This window comes from Ensifer sp. LBL (assembly GCF_050435225.1).
Taxonomy (GTDB): Bacteria; Pseudomonadota; Alphaproteobacteria; order Rhizobiales; family Rhizobiaceae; genus Ensifer.
Map to the genome: position 1 here is coordinate 176,807 of NZ_JBNDJY010000008.1, position 17,029 is coordinate 193,835.

Annotated in this window: 14 protein-coding genes; 6 read left to right on the forward strand and 8 right to left on the reverse strand. The window is 64.0% G+C overall.

The genetic code is table 11. The features are described from left to right. Positions 1-3 precede the first annotated feature (3 nt). Positions 4-2,085: a penicillin-binding protein 1C gene (gene pbpC, locus OKW20_RS27935; RefSeq protein WP_429177435.1), complete on the forward strand. Its 2,082-nt coding sequence runs from the start codon at positions 4-6 to the stop codon at positions 2,083-2,085. On the opposite strand, the gene OKW20_RS27940 is transcribed toward pbpC, so the two are convergent. Further along, positions 2,075-3,781 (reverse strand): hybrid sensor histidine kinase/response regulator, encoded by a 1,707-nt coding sequence (locus OKW20_RS27940; protein ID WP_429177437.1) that lies wholly within the window; start codon positions 3,779-3,781, stop codon positions 2,075-2,077. The genes pbpC and OKW20_RS27940 overlap by 11 nt on opposite strands. Before the next feature lie 160 nt (positions 3,782-3,941). Between OKW20_RS27940 and OKW20_RS27945 the strand changes: the two genes are divergently transcribed. From OKW20_RS27945 to hpaH, 3 genes are all read left to right on the forward strand, one after another. Continuing rightward, entirely contained in the window at positions 3,942-4,601 is a 660-nt protein-coding gene (locus OKW20_RS27945; RefSeq protein WP_429177439.1) for a response regulator, read from the forward strand. A gap of 213 nt (positions 4,602-4,814) precedes the next feature. After that, positions 4,815-5,429 carry a LysE family translocator gene (locus OKW20_RS27950; RefSeq protein ID WP_429116556.1) on the forward strand — a complete coding sequence of 205 codons (615 nt, stop codon included), beginning with the start codon at positions 4,815-4,817 and terminating at the stop codon, positions 5,427-5,429. 72 nt (positions 5,430-5,501) lie between these two features. Further along, entirely contained in the window at positions 5,502-6,305 is an 804-nt protein-coding gene (gene hpaH / locus OKW20_RS27955) for a 2-oxo-hept-4-ene-1,7-dioate hydratase (protein ID WP_429177441.1), read from the forward strand. 42 nt (positions 6,306-6,347) lie between these two features. Here the strand turns inward: hpaH and OKW20_RS27960 are convergent, their stop codons facing one another. The 4 genes from OKW20_RS27960 to gcl all read right to left on the reverse strand — a co-directional run bounded on the left by OKW20_RS27960 (position 6,348) and on the right by gcl (position 11,357). Then, positions 6,348-7,616, reverse strand: coding sequence for a glycerate kinase type-2 family protein (locus OKW20_RS27960; RefSeq protein WP_429177443.1), 1,269 nt, complete (start codon positions 7,614-7,616; stop codon positions 6,348-6,350). A 173-nt stretch (positions 7,617-7,789) separates the two neighbouring features. Next, positions 7,790-8,674, reverse strand: a complete 885-nt coding sequence (glxR, locus tag OKW20_RS27965) for a 2-hydroxy-3-oxopropionate reductase (protein ID WP_327495020.1) — start codon at positions 8,672-8,674, stop codon at positions 7,790-7,792. Positions 8,675-8,679: 5 nt separating this feature from the next. After that, positions 8,680-9,495: a hydroxypyruvate isomerase gene (gene hyi / locus OKW20_RS27970; RefSeq protein WP_043613571.1), complete on the reverse strand. Its 816-nt coding sequence runs from the start codon at positions 9,493-9,495 to the stop codon at positions 8,680-8,682. A 77-nt stretch (positions 9,496-9,572) separates the two neighbouring features. Further along, on the reverse strand, positions 9,573-11,357 hold the full coding sequence (gene gcl / locus OKW20_RS27975) for a glyoxylate carboligase (RefSeq protein ID WP_429116547.1): 1,785 nt from the start codon (positions 11,355-11,357) through the stop codon (positions 9,573-9,575). A gap of 170 nt (positions 11,358-11,527) precedes the next feature. On the opposite strand from gcl, the gene OKW20_RS27980 reads away from it, so the two are divergent. After that, a complete protein-coding gene (locus OKW20_RS27980; protein ID WP_043613575.1) occupies positions 11,528-12,349 on the forward strand; it encodes an IclR family transcriptional regulator in 822 nt (273 codons plus the stop codon). 93 nt (positions 12,350-12,442) lie between these two features. On the opposite strand, the gene guaD is transcribed toward OKW20_RS27980, so the two are convergent. Next, positions 12,443-13,795: a guanine deaminase gene (gene guaD, locus OKW20_RS27985; RefSeq protein ID WP_429177446.1), complete on the reverse strand. Its 1,353-nt coding sequence runs from the start codon at positions 13,793-13,795 to the stop codon at positions 12,443-12,445. Next, entirely contained in the window at positions 13,792-15,030 is a 1,239-nt protein-coding gene (locus tag OKW20_RS27990; RefSeq protein ID WP_043613579.1) for a urate hydroxylase PuuD, read from the reverse strand. Before OKW20_RS27990 ends, guaD begins: the two co-directional genes overlap by 4 nt. 147 nt (positions 15,031-15,177) lie before the next feature. Between OKW20_RS27990 and OKW20_RS27995 the strand changes: the two genes are divergently transcribed. Next, positions 15,178-16,092 (forward strand): LysR family transcriptional regulator, encoded by a 915-nt coding sequence (locus tag OKW20_RS27995; protein WP_429177448.1) that lies wholly within the window; start codon positions 15,178-15,180, stop codon positions 16,090-16,092. 187 nt (positions 16,093-16,279) lie between these two features. Here OKW20_RS27995 and OKW20_RS28000 read toward each other — a convergent pair whose 3' ends face one another. Further along, a complete protein-coding gene (locus OKW20_RS28000; protein WP_429177450.1) occupies positions 16,280-16,900 on the reverse strand; it encodes a hypothetical protein in 621 nt (206 codons plus the stop codon). Positions 16,901-17,029: the final 129 nt, after the last annotated feature.

A 17,029-nucleotide genomic window follows, 5' to 3' on the forward strand; every position in this document is an offset into this window, starting at 1 on the left:
ATCATGTCGATTGGGCGCAAACTGCTGATCGCCTTGCCCGTCTGCCTGCTTCTGACGGGGCTGACGGGCTTTGCGATCGAGAAGGCTGACGAGGCCTTCCCGCCGCCGCTTGGCGAGGCGGACGTCGTCTCGCGCGAGGTGGACGACGCCAACGGACAGCTGTTGCGCGCCTTCGCAACGCCGGATGGTCTCTGGCGGTTGAAGACGACCGTCGACGATGTCGATCCGCAGTTCCTGAAGATGCTGATCGCCTACGAGGACCAGCGTTTCGGGGAGCATTCCGGTGTCGATCTGCTGGCGCTCGGCCGCGCTGCTTTGCAATTCGTCAGCAACGGCCGGATCGTCTCGGGCGCCTCGACGCTCTCCATGCAGGTCGCCCGCCTCATCGAGCCACGGCAGCAGCGCTCGATCACCGCCAAGCTGCTGCAGATCGCCCGCGCGATCCAGATCGAGCGGCGGTTATCCAAGGACCAGATCCTCAATCTCTATCTCACCCACGCCCCCTATGGCGGCAACATCGAAGGCGTGCGCGCCGCAAGCCTCTCCTGGCTCGGCAAGGAGCCAAAACGGCTGACGGCCGGCGAAGCCGCTCTGCTCGTAGCGCTGCCACAGTTGCCGGAAAAGCGTCGCCCGGACCGCAAACATGCCGCCGCTGTCGCTGCGCGCGAACGGGTGCTGACGCGCCTGGCGGTTGCCGATGTGATCGGAGACGGCGAAGCGGAGCGCGCGATCGCCACCTCCGTCCCGTCGCGCCGGCTGCAGCTTCCCGCCTATGCCGCCCACCTTGCCGAACGCGCGTTGCGCAAGGACCCGAAGGCGGTTCGGCATGAGACGACCTTGCGCCTTGCCGTCCAGCGCAACCTCGAAGCCGTGGCGAGGGAAGGCGCTGCCAAGCTCGGACCGAAGGTTTCGGTCGCCATGCTGATGGCCGATGCCAAGACCGGCGAGATCGTCGCTTCGGTCGGATCGGCCGACTATTTCGATGCGAGCCGCTCCGGCTGGATCGACATGACCCGCATCACGCGTTCGCCGGGCTCCACCCTCAAACCCTTCATCTACGGCCTTGCCTTCGAAGAAGGACTCGTCAGCCAGGAGACGATCATCGAGGATCGCCCGGCGGACTTCTTCGGCTATCGACCGCGCAATTTCGACATGAGCTACCAGGGTGACGTCAGCGTGCGCGAGGCGCTGCAACTGTCTCTGAACGTGCCGGCGGTCCGCCTTCTCGATGCGGTCGGTCCCGCCGAACTGATGATGCGCTTTCGCCGTGGCGAAGTGAAGCCGGCGCTTCCTGCCGGCGAGGCACCCGGCCTTGCGATCGGCCTTGGCGGCGTCGGGCTCTCGTTGCGCGATCTCGTGCAGCTCTATGCGGCGCTTGCCAATCGCGGCTTTCCGCTCCGGCTCGGCGACGGCGTCGAGGGCAAGGCCGGCCTGATCGAAGCGGAGCCGGTACTTTCGCCGGTTGCTGTCTGGCATGTCTCCGACGCGCTTTCTGGCGTCTTGCCGCCCGCCGGCAGCCGCCAGCGCGGCATCGCCTACAAGACCGGCACCAGCTATGGCTACCGCGATGCCTGGTCGGTCGGCTACGATGGCCGCCATGTGCTCGGGGTCTGGGTCGGACGACCCGACAACGGTGCGGTTCCCGGCCTGACCGGCTATGGCAGCGCCGCTCCCATTCTCTTCGAAGGCTTCGCCAAGTCCGGCTTCGGCATCACGCCGCTGCCCGATGCGCCGGCCGGCGCGATCCGCATATCTCAAGCCGAACTGCCGATCAGCCAGCGCCGCTTCTCGCTGACGGCGAGTGGCCTCGTCAACGCTTCGGCCCGCGAGCCGGCCCCGCAGATCGTGTTTCCGCCCGAGGGTGCGCGCGTCGAGCTCGGCGCGGACCATCAGGCGCTGTCGCCGCTGACGCTCAAGCTCCAGGGCGGACGCGCACCGTTCCGCTGGCTTGCGAACGGCAAACCGCTGCCGGAACTCACCCGCCGGCGGGTGACGCAGTGGCAACCGGATGGTGCCGGCTATTCGACGCTGACGGTGATCGATTCCGTCGGGCGCGCCGCCAGCGTGCGCGTCTTCATCGAGTGACGGTGCGGACCTCGCGCGCCGCGTCGTCTGGCCGCTCGGCGAGAAGCGTTTCGATCTCGTCTTCGAGCCGAACTGCATCGAGCGGCTTGTGCAGGAGACGGTGGCCGCTTGCGGTCACTTCCTTCAGCCGCGCCGGCGACGTATCCCCGGAAAGGATCAGCGCCGGCACCTCCCACCCAAGATAGGCCCTGATCTCCCGGATTGCTTCGATCCCGGTCTTGCCGGCCTCGAGACGGTAGTCGGTGAGGACGAGATCGACCGGCGCCTCTCCCAGGCGCGCAGCCTTCTCAAGCTCCGTTCGGGCCGCCGCGGCCGAACGCCCGGCATAGACCGCATAGCCGAGCGTGCGGAGCAGCAGCGCCGTGGCATCCAACGCGTCGCGTTCGTCGTCGATGACGACGATGCCCCCATGCTGGGTCGCGGCGGTCGGGTGGGCGCGTCCGGGCTTTGCCAGCGACGGCGACGCGACCACCGGCAAAGTGATGGAGAACATCGAGCCGCGCCCCTCTGTCGAGACCACCTTGACCGGATGGCCGAGCAGTGCGGCGGTACGCTGGACGATGGCAAGGCCGAGCCCGAGCCCCTGCGACCGGTCGCGCGCCGGGTTTTGAAGCTGTACGAACTCCTCGAAGATCGCCTCCTGCTCGGACGCCGGGATGCCAACGCCGGTGTCCCAGACCTGCACCTCCACCGCAGCACCGCGCCGCCGGCAGCCGATCAGGACCGTCCCGGTGCTGGTGTAGCGGAAGGCGTTGGACAGCAGGTTGTCGAGAACGCGCTTCAGCATCATCGGATCGGTATCGACCCAGATATCCGTCATGACCACGCGCCAGCCGAGATCCTGGTCTTTGGCGATGCCGGAGAACTCGGCCTTGAGATCGGAGAGCAACCGCCGCAAGGATACCGGCTCGCGCGCGACGGTGACGATGCCTGCATCGAGCTTGGAAATGTCGAGCAGCGCGTCGAGCAGACCGCCGAGACTGCCGACGACCGAGCGCGCGCGGTCGGCGAGATCGCGGGCGTTCTTCGCCGGAACATCACCGTTTCGGCCGAGCGCTGCCAGCGTCGAGATGAAGAGGCTCAGCGCGTGGATCGGTTGGCGCAGGTCGTGGCTTGCAGCAGCCAGGAACCGCGACTTCGAACGATCGGCACTTTGCGCCTTGTCGCGCTCTTCCTGGAGGCTGGTAATCAGCGACAGGTTCTCGAAGCGTAGCCGCACCGTTTCGGCGAGCGTCCTGTGGGTGACCCGGCTGTAGTAGAGATCGACGCCGAAGAGGCAGATGGTGAAGATCAGATAGGTGTCGTAGATCGGCCCCTCGCCGAGGAAGCAACGGATGGCGAAAGGCAGCAGGATCGCGACCAGCGAACCGGCATAGGCTAGCGGAAACGCCGACAGCGACGGCACCGCGCCGCTGGCAATGCCGGTGATCACGATGCAGATGAAAGCGAGTGTCTGCGGCTCGTCCGGATGGAAGGCAAACCACCCGAGCGCGCCCCAGAGGCCGCTGGAAGCCCACGAAAGCAGCGTGAAGCGCCAAGCCCATAGCCTCCAGTCTCGCCTCCGCCCTTCATCCCCCTGCCGCCTGTATCGCCAGTCGAGAAGAATGCGGGCGAATGTCAGCAGATAGAGTGCGGCACCCCAGGAAAGCAGCAGATCCCAGGATACGAGATCGCGCAGAACATAAGCAACCGGCAATGGAATTGCGAAATTGGCAAAAAGCACCGCGTAAGATTGACGAAATAATAAGCCTATCAGGAGAGGTTGCAGGTGTTCGCGAGTCTCCATTGCCGCTCCTCTCTCGATGCAACGCGGATATCCGCGGAGAATTGCCTGAATTCGATGAAGGATTGCTTACATGCGCCAACTGCTGACGATCGTGGTGGCAGACGATCACGCCATCGTTCGCGAGGGCCTGAAGCTGCTGCTCTCCACCATGGAGCACGTATCGGTGGTTGCAGAGGCTGCCGACGGCGAGACGCTTACGACCGTCGTGCGCGCCAGCAGTCCTGATCTGGTGATCCTCGACCTCGGCATGCCCGGCGTTGCGGGCGTACAGTTCATCAGCGAACTGAGGACGGTCGCGCCGCGCATGAAGATCCTGGTGCTGACAGCAAACATCGAGCCGCGAACCGTGCGCGCCACGATCGCCGCCGGTGCCAGCGGCTACCTGACCAAGAGCGGCGATCCGGCCGAACTGAATGCGGCGCTCGACGCAATGCTCAGAAACGAGATCTATCTCAGCCAGTCGGTTCGCTTCGCCGTCGACGATCCCCGCAGCCACCAGCCGCCGCCGACAATCGATGCGGCGCTCTCCCCTATTCCCCTCACCCGCCGCGAGATGCAGATCCTTTCTCTCGCCGCGCAAGGGCTGACAGCGCGCGAAACCGCCGATCGCCTCGGCATCAGCCCGCTGACCGCCCGCAAGCATCGTGAAAACCTTATGCGCAAGCTCAGCCTGCACAATGCGGCGGAGATCGCCGCCTATGCGGTGCGTATCGGCCTGCCGATCGGCTGACGTCCGGCTTTCTTTCCTCGATCCGCGACGGTCATCTTCCCTTAACCACGGCAAAACGGAGTGGCCTTCGCCAAAGCCGAAATACGGCACCTGCCGTATGTCAACCGGACACAACCAAGCGTAGTTCTCCCGCCAAATCGCGCCACGGACAGGCCTGGTTCGACGTTACGACGTCGGCCGAAGGGCGCGCCGGCTAATTTGGGAGGAGCAGCCATGCCTTCGCTGGAGCATTGGATTTCGTTCGCACTGGCAACGGCGATCTTCGCCTTCATGCCGGGTCCTGCCATTCTCTATATGACGGCGCAGACCTTGGCACATGGCCGCAAGGCCGGCCTTTTGGCGGCGCTCGGCATCCATATCGGCTGCTACGTCCACATCGCCGCCGCGACGCTCGGACTTGCCGCCCTGCTTCACCATGCACCGCTTCTCTATGGAGCAATCAAGTTTTCCGGCGCCGTCTATCTGGTCTGGCTCGGCGCGACCATGCTGCTCGGCGTCGGCAAACATGCCGCCCATGCAGAGGCGGCCAAACCCGGCGTCCTGCGCGACAGCATCGTGGTGGAGATCCTCAACCCCAAGACCGCCCTGTTCTTCGTGACCTTCCTGCCGCAGTTCGTCGATCCGGCCGCGTCGATGCCGATGTCGCTGCAGTTCCTGATGTTCGGCCTGTTTGTGAACCTTGCCTTGTCGGTCGCCGATGTCGCCGCGGTCTTCCTGGCCTCCTTCACGCTCGGTCGGTTGGCCTCAGGGGCCGGCAATCTCGTGCCGCGCGCCTGCGGCTCGATCCTCATCGGCCTCGGCCTGATGCTGGCGAGCCAGCCGATCTGATCGCCCAAAGACGGTACGCGCGCCGGGCGCCACCTTGGTGTATCCTAAAAGACGCTGAAGTCGGGGGGCACCATGCTGAATGCAACCGAGATCGCCAAGGCGGCCGAGAGCCTGCATCAGGCCGAGCGCGATCGAAAACAGATCGGGCTCCTCTCGCTCAAGCATCCTGAAATGACGGTCGACGACGCCTATGCGATCCAGGCCGCCCTGGTCCGGCGCAAACGCGACGACGGCCACCGCATCATCGGCTGGAAGATCGGGCTGACCTCCAACGCCATGCAGCAGGCGCTCGGCATCGACACGCCGGATTCCGGCGTGCTCTTCGACAACATGCTGTTTGATGACGGCGCAAGCATCCCCGCCGACCGCTTCATCCAGCCGCGCGTCGAAGCGGAGATCGCCTTCATCATGAAAACCGGGCTCAAGGGTCCGCGCGTCAACATCGTGCAGGTGCTGAACGCCACGGATTATGTGATGCCGGCGCTGGAGATCCTCGACAGCCGCATCGTCCGCACCGATCCGAAGACAAAGAAGGCGCGCATCCTCGTCGACGCGATCGCCGACAACGCCGCCAATGGCGGCCTCATCCTCGGCGGCCGGGCCGTGCGTCCCGATACGGTCGACATGCGCTGGATGGGGGCGATCGTGTCACGCAATGCGGTGATCGAGGAGACCGGGCTTGCGGCCGGCGTGCTCAACCATCCGGCCCGCGGCATCGCCTGGCTTGCCAACCGGCTGGCGCAATGCGGCGACGCGATCGAGCCCGGCCAGATCGTGCTTTCCGGCTCGTTCGTCCGCACGCTCGAAGCCAGGAGCGGCGACACGATCGTCGCCGATTTCGGCGTCTACGGCTCGGTGAGTTGCCACTTCGCGTGAAGTGGCTAGCGACAGGCAGGCTATGCACCCGCCACGCGCGTATCACTGCACCAGGATGGCGCGGAAATCGTTGACGTTGGTGCCGGTCGGTCCGGGCTTGAAGAGATCGCCGAGCGCGTCGAAAGCCGACCAGCTGTCGTTCTTCTGCAGAAATGCGGCCGCATCCAGCCGTTGCGCCACAAGGCGGGCAATCGTGGTGTCGTCCGCAAAGGCGCCTGCATTGTCCTCGGAGCCGTCGATGCCGTCGGTATCAGCGGCCAGCGCCGAGACGCCCTTGGCGCCATCGATGCCAAGCGCCAGCGCCAGCAGGAACTCGCTGTTGCGGCCACCCTTGCCCTTGCCGCGGATGGTGACGGTCGTCTCTCCACCCGAGAGCACGACGACCGGTTTGGTGAACGGCCGACCACGGCCGGCGACTTCGCGGGCGATCGCCGCATGCACGCCGCCAACGTCGCGCGCCTCACCCTCGATCGCATCGGAAAGAATGATCGCCTCGATGCCCGCGGCACGCGCCTCGGCCGCCGCAGCCTCGAGCGAGACGGAAGCGGATGCGATCAACCGGACTTCGTTGCAGGCAAAACGCGGATCGTCAGGAGATGGCGCGGCGCTATCCGGGCTGTTGATCCAGGCCATGACCTTGGCCGGCAGGTCCAGGCTGTAGCGCTCGATCAGCGTCAGTGCATCCTCGCGCGTACTGGTGTCCGCCAGTGTTGGTCCGGAGGCGACCAGCGCCGGATCGTCGCCCGGAATATCGGAAACGATCAGCGAGACGACCTTGGCCGGATAGGCTGCAGCGGCCAGGCGGCCGCCCTTGATCATCGAGACGTGCTTGCGCACGGCATTCATGGCGCTGATCGGCGCGCCGGAGGCAAGCAGCGCCCGGTTGACGGCGATCTCGTCTTCGAGCGTCAGGCCGGGTGGCGGCGAAGGCAGGAGTGCCGAGCCGCCGCCGCAGACGAGCGCGACGACAAGATCGTCCTCCGTCAGGCCGCTGACTTCGGCGAGCAAGCGCTTCGAGGCCAGCAGGCCGTTTTCATCCGGCAGCGGGTGCGACGCTTCCAGAACTTCAATCTTCTCGCAAGGGGCAGCATAGCCATAGCGCGTGACGATCACGCCCGAGAGCGGGCCATCCCAATGCCGCTCGAAGGCCGCCGCCATCTGGGCAGCCCCCTTCCCGGCGCCGACGACCACCGTGCGCCCTTTGGGTCGCGCCGGCAGATTGGCGGCAATCACCTTCTCCGGATCAGCCGCGGCAACGGCCGAGGTGAACAGCGCTTCGAGGAAACGGCGTGGATCGGTGATGGCTGGCATTGGTCTCCCCCTGGAGGATGTCGCGTTGCTCCATCCATACATGTCATCCCAACTCAAATCACGGTTGGAACCTAATGAAAGTCTCGGGCGGCGGTTCCTCCAACCGCCGCCCGGACGCATGACCGGTCCGGAACAATGGGACGCCGGACGAGTCATGCGCATTCAAGGTCGTGTCACGCGACCTGGTGGTTCGCCATGCGCTCCAGCGCCCGAACGAGGCCGGAGTGGTCGAGGCCGCTGTCACCATTGGCGGCGCAGTTGTTGAAGAGTTCCTGAGTAGCCGCCGTGTTCGGCAGCGAGATGCCAAGCGACTTGGCACCCTGGAGCGCCAGGTTCAGGTCCTTCTGGTGCAGCGAAATGCGGAAGCCCGGATCGAAGGTGCGCTTGATCATGCGTTCGCCGTGAACTTCGAGAATACGCGAGGAGGCAAAGCCGCCCATCAACGCTTCGCGAACGCGCGCCGGGTCAGCGCCGGCCTTCGACGCAAAGACGAGGGCTTCCGAAACCGCCTCGATCGTCAGTGCAACGATGATCTGGTTGGCGACCTTGGTCACCTGGCCGTCGCCGCAGTCACCGACGAGCGTGATGTTCTTGCCCATCAGTTTCAAGAGCGGCAGGGCGCGGTCGAAGCTCTCCTGGGCGCCGCCCGCCATGATCGACAGCGAGGCGTTCTTGGCGCCGACTTCGCCGCCGGAGACCGGGGCGTCGATGTATTCGGCACCGGTCTCGCGAACTTTCTTGGCGAATTCCTTGGTCTCGATCGGCGAGATCGAGCTCATGTCGATAACGAGCTTGCCCTTGGAAAGGCCGTAGGCTACGCCGTTTTCACCGAAGAGGACGTCCTTGACCTCAGGGGTATCCGGCAGCATCAGGATGATGGTGTCGACCGCTTCGGCGAGCGCCTTCGGCGTCTCGACGAACTTGAGGCCGTTGTCGAGCAGCTCCTGGCGCGGCGGAATGACGAATTTCGAGGTGACGATGGTGTGGCCGGCATCCTGCAGGTGGCGCGCCATCGGCGTGCCCATGATACCCAGTCCAATGAAACCGATTGTTGCCATGGTGCTTAGCTCCTGATCTTGATGATGTCTGCGGATTGGGTGCGCTGGCGCTCTGCGCCGAGCCAGGAAAGGCCCTCGGCCGTCGTGGTGCGCGGCTTGTATTCGCAGCCGATCCAGCCGTCGTAGCCGGCTGCTTCAAGCGCGTCGAAGACGAAGGGATAGTTGATCTCGCCGGTGCCCGGCTCGTTGCGGCCCGGATTGTCAGCAAGTTGCACGTGAACGATGCGATCGGCAAAACGCTTGTAGGTGCCGATCAACTCGCCCTGCGTGCGCTGCTGGTGGTAGAGGTCGTACTGGATGAACAGGTTGTCGCTGCCGACCTCCTCAATGATCGAAGCCGCCTGCTCGACCGTGTTGAGGTAGAAGCCGGGAATATCGAAGTCGTTGATCGGTTCGATCAGCAGGCGAATGCCCTGCTTGCCCAGTTCGCTCGCCGCAAGCTTGAGGTTGGCGACAAGCGTGCTGCGAAGCACCCCCTCGGAGACGCCGATTGGGGCAATGCCGACCAGGCAGTTGACCTGTTTGCAATCGAGTGCCGTCGCATAGTCGATGGCGCTGGCGACACCTTTGCGGAACTCGTCGACCCGATCCGGCAGGATGGCGATGCCGCGCTCGCCGCTCGCCCAGTTGCCAGCCGGCAGGTTATGCAGAACCTGCGTCAGGCCGTAGCGCTGAAGCTCGGCGCGCAGGCTCACCTTCTCGAATTCGTAGGGAAACAGATACTCCACGCCTTCGAAGCCGGCCTTGGCAGCAAGGGCGAAACGGTCGAGGAACGGCACCTCGTTGAACAGCATTGTCAGGTTCGCAGCGAACTTCGCCATGCGATGTTTCCTCCTTGTGTTTGTCTTGTGAGCGATGCGGGCGGCGGAGCGCCCGCATCTCCTCAGTTATTCGAGGCTCAGTCGAGCAGGGCCGTGATCGCGGTCGGCACATCCTCGCCGCGCAGCGCCAGTTCCTCGAACTCGACGACGGCATTGATGTCGGCGCCCATGGAGATGTTGGTGACGCGCTCCAGGATGAACTCGATGACGACGGGAACCTGGTGCTCGTCCATCAGGGCACGGGCGCGGTCGAAGGCTTCCTGGAACTCGTTCGGGCTGCGCACCCGGATCGCCTTGCAGCCGAGACCTTCGGCAACCGCGACGTGGTCGACGCCGTAGCCCTTCTCCGCATCGCCCGACGCATTGATGTTGTCGAAGGCGAGGCTGACCTCGAAGTCCATGTTCAGGCCGCGCTGTGCCTGGCGGATGAGGCCGAGGTACGAATTGTTCACGACCACATGCAGGTAAGGCAGCTTGTGCTGGGCTCCGACGGCGAGTTCCTCGATCAGGAACTGGAAGTCGTAGTCGCCCGAGAGCGCGACGATCGTCCGGTCCGGATCGGCAGCGCGAACACCAAGGGCTGCCGGCAGGGTCCAGCCGAGCGGGCCGGCCTGGCCGCAGTTGATCCAGTTGCGCGGCTTGTAGACGTGCAGGAACTGTGCGCCGGCGATCTGGCTGAGACCGATGGTCGAGACGTAGCAGGTGTCGCGGCCGAAGGCCTTGTTCATCTCTTCATAGACGCGTTGGGGCTTGAGCGGCGTCTGGTCGAAATGCGTCTTGCGCAGCATGGTACGCTTGCGCTCGCGGCACTCTTCGGCCCAGCCGGACCAGTCGCGCAGCTTGCCGGCCGTCTTCCATTCGGTCGCAACGTCGAGAAAGAGCTTCAGCGCAGCGCCGGCATCCGAGACAATCCCGAAATCAGGTGCGAAGACGCGGCCGATCTGGGTCGGCTCGATATCGACGTGAACGAACTTGCGGCCTTCCGTATAGGTCGGGACGTTGCCGGTGTGGCGGTTCGCCCAGCGGTTGCCGACGCCGAGAACGAAGTCGGAGGCGAGCATGTTGGCGTTGCCGTAGCGATGCGAAGTCTGCAGGCCGCACATGCCGGCCATCAGCGGATGGTCGTCCGGGATCGTGCCCCAGCCCATCAGCGTCGGGATGACCGGGATACCGGTGATTTCGGCGAATTCGGTCAGGAGATCGGAGGCGTCGGCGTTGATGATGCCGCCGCCAGCAACGATCAGCGGACGCTCCGCTTCGTTCAGCATCGCGATCGCCTTCTCTGCCTGGGCGCGCGTCGCCTTGGGCTTGTAGGCTTCGAGCGGCTGGTACGTGTCCGGATCGAACTCGATCTCAGCCAGTTGGACGTCGACCGGCAGGTCGATCAGGACCGGGCCGGGACGGCCGGAGCGCATGATGTGAAACGCCTTCTGGAAGACGAAGGGAACGAGCGCCGGCTCCATGACGGTGACCGCCCACTTGGTGACGGGTGCGGCGATCTTGGCGATGTCGACCGCCTGGAAGTCTTCCTTGTCGAGACGGGCGCGCGGCGCCTGGCCGGTGATGCAAAGGATCGGGATCGAATCCGCCGAGGCCGAATAGAGGCCGGTGATCATGTCGGTGCCGGCCGGGCCCGACGTACCGATGCAGACGCCGATATTGCCGTGCTTGGCGCGGGTATAGCCTTCGGCCATGTGGGAAGCGCCTTCGACGTGGCGCGCCAGGATGTGGCGAACCGAACCGCGCGCCTTCAGCGCCGAGTAGAACGGATTGATGGCGGCACCCGGTACGCCGAAGGCGCAATCGATGCCTTCCTTCTCCAGAACGTAAACAGCCGCGTCAACGGCACGCATCTTTGCCATGGGAACTCCTCCTATTTCCTGAAAACATAATCCATAATTCTCGATGCGCAACACACAAATGGAATTCATTTCCATCATGTGGAAATAAAGATTTTCAACAATTCGGAGAAAATCGCAGCGGGGCCTGATAGAGGATGATGGGCAGAGATGTGATTTGCAGAGAGGTTTCGATGGACGGCAACGGCAGGGGAAAACGCGGGCGCAAGGCGGGTGAGAATGCCGCTCCTTCATCCGTCCAGGTGCTGGACCGCAGCCTCGCTCTGCTGACGGTTGTGGCTGAAGGCGACGGCTCGACCTTGACGCAGCTCGCCGACGAGACGGGCATGGCGCCGTCCACGGTTCACCGCCTGCTGACGACGCTTTCCGGCCACGGCATGGTGATGAACGACCCGGATACGGGCGCCTGGACGGTCGGCCTCAAGGCATTCGAGATCGGCAACGCCTATCTGCGCTTCCGCAAGCTCGGAACCATCAGCCGGCCATTTCTGAAAGGGTTGATGGAAGAGAGCGGCGAGACGGCGAATATCGGCATCGAGGAGGGCGGCGACGTCGTCTTCATCTCGCAGGTCGAAAGCCACGCGCCGATGCGCGCCTTCTTCCGCCCGGGCCGTCGCGGTCCGGTGCATGCCTCCGGCATCGGCAAGGCGATCCTGTCCACCTGGTCCGACAAGGACATCGCCCAACTGCTCCACGGTCGCGAGCTTGCCCATTTCACCGACAAGACGCGCGATACGCTGCCGGCGCTCTTGAAGGATATCCAGGAGATCCGCCACCGCGGCTGGTCGGTCGACGACGAGGAGCACACGCTCGGCATGCGCTGCGTCGCCGCTCCGATCTTCAACGAATATGGCGAAACGATCGCCGGCATATCCATCTCCGGTCCGTCGGTCCGCGTGAGCGACCAGAAGCTCTCGACCTTCGGCCCCATCGTTCGCGAACGCGCCGATGCACTGACCAAGGCGATGGGCGGCAAGCGACCGGAAGAGCTTTAATCCCCGACCAACAGAAACGCCGCGCGTCCAATCCGGACACGCGGCGTTCTAGTAAGCTATGCTGGCGAGCCCTGCAGTAAGGGCGAATGCGCCTTAGGCGGTTTCGAGGCTCTTTGCCGTGGTCGTGGCTGCATCCTTCGAAGCGCGTGCCGTTCCCTTCATCGCCTTTCCGGCGACATAGGTCTCGGCGACACAACGGTCGTCACCCATCGTTTGCAGGATGAAGAGTTCCTCGACAAGCGAACCGGCAACCCGCATGCGCAAGTCCATCGACGGCTTGGCGCGGCTGTCGAGCACGACGATGTCGGCATCGGCGCCGACATGCAGCGAGCCGATACGGTCATCGAGGTCGAGCGCCCGGGCGTTGCCGAGCGTCATGCGGTAGAAGGAGTTGAACGGCGTCAGCCGCTGTCCCTGCAGGTGCAGCACCTTGTAAGCCTCGTCCATCGTTTCAAGCATCGAGAAGCTGGTGCCGGCGCCGACGTCGGTTGCGACCGACCAGCGGGCGCCGAGCTTGTCGAAACGATCGCGGTCGAAGAGGCCCGAGCCGAGGAACAGGTTCGAGGTCGGGCAGAAATTGCCGACGGCACCGGTTTCGGCCAGCACCGAGATCTCGCGATCGCTCAGATAGATGCAGTGACCGAGCAGGGTCTTGCGCGTCAGCAGATCGTAGCGCGCGTAGATGTCGGTATAGTCCTTCGCCTCCGGATAGAGCGAGGTGGCGAAGGCGATTTCGTCTCTGTTCTCAGAGAGATGCGTCTGCACGTAGCACTGGGGATGCTCGGCAACGAGCGTGCGGCTCGCCTCCATCTGCTCCGGCGTCGAGGTGATGGCGAAGCGCGGGCTGATGGCGTAGTGCGCGCGGCCACGGCCATGCCACTTGGCAATCAGCGCCTTCGTCTCGTCATAGCCCTGCTGCGCCGTGTCGCGCAGCGCGTCGGGCGCGTTGCGGTCCATCATCACCTTGCCGCCGATCATCAGCATGCCACGCGCCTCGGCAGCACCGAAATAGGCGTCTACACTTTCCGGATGCACCGAGCAGTAGGCCGCCGCCGTGGTGGTGCCATTTGCAAGAAGCTCGTCCATGAAGCGGCCTGCGATGAAGTCCGCATGCTCCGGTTTGCGGAACTTCTGCTCCTCGACGAAGATGTAGGTGTTCAGCCATTCGAGAAGCTGGGCGCCATAGGAGGCGATCGCCTGCGTCTGCGGGAAATGCAGGTGCGTGTCGATCAGGCCGGGCAGCACCAGATGGGGGCGATGGTCGGCGACCTTGACGCCGGCGCCGGCACGGCGGGCGACCTCGGCATGTTCGCCGATATCGGCGACCTTGCCGCCGCGCACCAGCACGGCACCGTCTTCGAAATAGCGATAGGAGGCGGTGTCGTCGATGCCCTTCGGTTCCTCGACGAAGGTGAGCACGCGGCCGCGGATCAAGAGATCGGTCATTGAGTCTTTCCTCCATTCACGACAGACTCGTACCAAGCGACGAGCAGCTGCCGCTCTTCGTCCGACACGGCGGTCACGTTGGCGGGCGGCATCGCGTGGCTGCGGCCGGCCTGCAGGTAGATTTCACGCGCGTGATTGGCGATCTCGGCATCGGTCTCGAGCGTCACGCCCTTCGGCGGAACGATCATGCCCTCCCAGCCGGGCTCCTTGGCATGACACATGGAACAGCGGCCAAGCACCGTGTCGCGCACCTTCGGGAAGGCTTCCGCCGTCACGAACGGCTGCTGCGCGGCGGAAATCTTTGTCTCATCGCCGCCCGAGAGAATCTTCGGCACGGTCGAAAGCCACATGATCGCAACGAAGAGAAGTGCGGTCACGAGCCAGGTCCAGGTCGGGTTGCCCTTGTTGGCGTGGCGAGTGTTGAAATAGTGGCGTATGGTGACGCCCATCAGGAAGACCAGCGAGGCGATGATCCAGTTGTACTGGGTACCGAAGGCCAGCGGGTAGTGGTTCGACAGCATCAGGAACAGAACCGGAAGCGTCAGGTAGTTGTTGTGGGTCGAGCGCTGCTTGGCGATCACACCGTACTTGGCGTCGGGCGTGCGCCCGGCGATCAGGTCGCCGACGACCACCTTCTGGTTCGGGATGATGATGAAGAACACGTTGGCCGACATGATCGTTGCGGTGAACGCACCGAGATGCAGGAAGGCGGCGCGGCCGGTGAAGAGCTGCGTGTAGCCCCAGGCCATCGCGACCAGGATGAAGTAGAGCAGCACCATCAGTCGCGTGTTGTCACGGCCGAGTGGCGACTTGCAGATGGTGTCATAGGCGAGCCAGCCAAAGGCGATCGAGGCAAGCGAAATGGCGATTGCCACCGGCTTCGAGACATCGAGCACGTTCGGATCGATCAGGTAGAGGTCGGCGCCTGCATAATAGACCAGGCAGAGCATGCCGAAGCCGGAGAGCCAGGCGACGTAGGACTCCCATTTGAACCAGATCAGGTGCTCGGGCATGTTGGCCGGCGCAACCAGGTATTTCTGGATGTGGTAGAAGCCACCACCGTGCACCTGCCACTCTTCGCCATAGGCGCCGACGGGCAGGCCGGGATGTTTCTTCAGACCGAGGTCAAGGGCGACGAAGTAAAAGGACGAACCGATCCATGCAATGGCGGTGATGACGTGCAGCCATCTCACGGCAAAGGTCAGCCAATCCCAGGCGATGGCATAGTCGTACATGAAATTCTCCCATTTCTCCTCTCGCCATTATGTGTCATTGCTGGAGGTCGCGGGAACGTCGCTGCTTCACCAACACTTTCAAAAAAATCTATAAAATAGCGACGGAATGGATAGGCTAGAGAGAGCCTGGAGGAGTGGGACGAAGGCATGTCTTATCTGGACAATGTGCGCGTCTTCGTACGCGTCGTAGAGCTTGGAACCCTGTCGGCGGCCGGTCGCGACCAGCGCGTGACGCCGGCGGTTGCAAGCAATAGAATCAAAGAGTTGGAACGCCACATGGGCGTTCGCCTGTTCAATCGGACGACGCGCAAGCTGACTGCGACGGAGCACGGCCGCGTCTTTTACGATGGCGCGGTGAAGATCCTCGAAGCGGTCAACGAAGCGGAAAACGCGATCGCCGATCTCTCGCACAATCCAAAGGGGGCGCTCAAGATTACCGCTCCCTTGGGGATAGGTCGGCGCCTGATTGCGTCGGGCATTCCGGAGTTTCACGACAAGTATCCCGACATCGAAGTGCGGCTTCGCCTGTCGGACCACAATGTCGATATCCTGTCTGAAGGCGTCGACGTCGCCTTCAAGCTCGGCATCCTCGAAGATTCGAACCTGCGCATGCGCGGCATCATGAATTGCGAGCGCGTTGTCTGCGGGGCACCGGCCTATTTCGAGAAGCGGGGCATTCCCCAGACGCCCGACGCACTCATCGCCGACAAGCACGACTGTCTGCTGCTCAGATATCCCGGTTCGAAGGAGTATTTCTGGACGCTCCAGACGATGGAAGGCGTGCGCAAGCTCGAAGTCACCGGCCCCTATGATTCCGACGATGGCGACGTGCTCACCCAATGGGCGCTCGACGGACGCGGCATCATCAACAAGCCGCTCTTCGAGGTGAAGGCCCACATCAATTCCGGTGCATTGGTGCCGATCCTCACCGAAACACCGCCGCTCAGCGTGCAGCTTGCGGCGATCTATCCGCACAAGCGTTTCCAGGACCCGAAAGTGCGGCTAATGATCGATTACATGGCCGAGCGCTGTCAGCGCCTCATCAACGGAATGCTGGCCTGACCATTCCCGTTCCGCCTCCGTCGGCTTGAGGTTCGGAACAGGGCGGGACGGCCTAAGCATCGCTATAGGCTACCAGCCACTCCGCCCGGTGGGGGCCGGTTCGTTCGCCCGGGGCGTGGTCCCATGCGGTTCGCAAAATAACAAAGAGGGCGCGCCGATGCGGCGCGCCTTCGATATTTTCCAGGGATCAGCGTTTCACGTCGCTGTGCTTCGACTTGCCGGGAACGCCGTCACCGCCGCCGTTGCCGAAGCCGTTGTTGGCGTGCTTGGTCTTACCGCCCCCGCCTCCGTCACCACCGGTTCCGCCGCCATCGCCACCGGTACCGCCGCCGTCACCGCCCGTACCGCCACCATCACCGCCGGTGCCGCCGCCATCTCCGCCGGTGCCACCACCGTCACCACCAGTGCCACCACCGTCACCACCAGTGCCACCACCGTCACCACCAGTGCCACCACCGTCGCCACCGGTACCGCCACCGTCGCCGCCGGTGCCACCGCCATCGCCGCCTGTGCCGCCACCATCGCCACCGGTCCCGCCATCACCACCGGTGCCGCCCGTGCCGCCATCGCCCCCTGTTCCGCCGTCACCGCCGGTACCACCCGTACCGCCATCGCCGCCCGTACCACCATCGCCCCCGGTTCCACCGGTTCCCCCAGTCCCGCCGTCGCCACCGGTGCCGCCCGTGCTGCCTTCACCACTGGTGCTACCCCCATCGGCGTGGGCAACACCGATCATGAACGGCGCGCTATAGTGCGTCAGCACCGCGAAGGCCGTGGACAAGAGCAGAGCACGCGTCAGTTTCTTCATAGTCGTCTCCCGATCTGATGCGTCCCCGTCTCTGTGCAATTGCGTAAAACGCGATCTGTCTGAAAAGCACTAAAGAAAATCCTGGACGCGTTACTTCCCCTAAGGTCGACCTCAGCGTCAACCTTATTT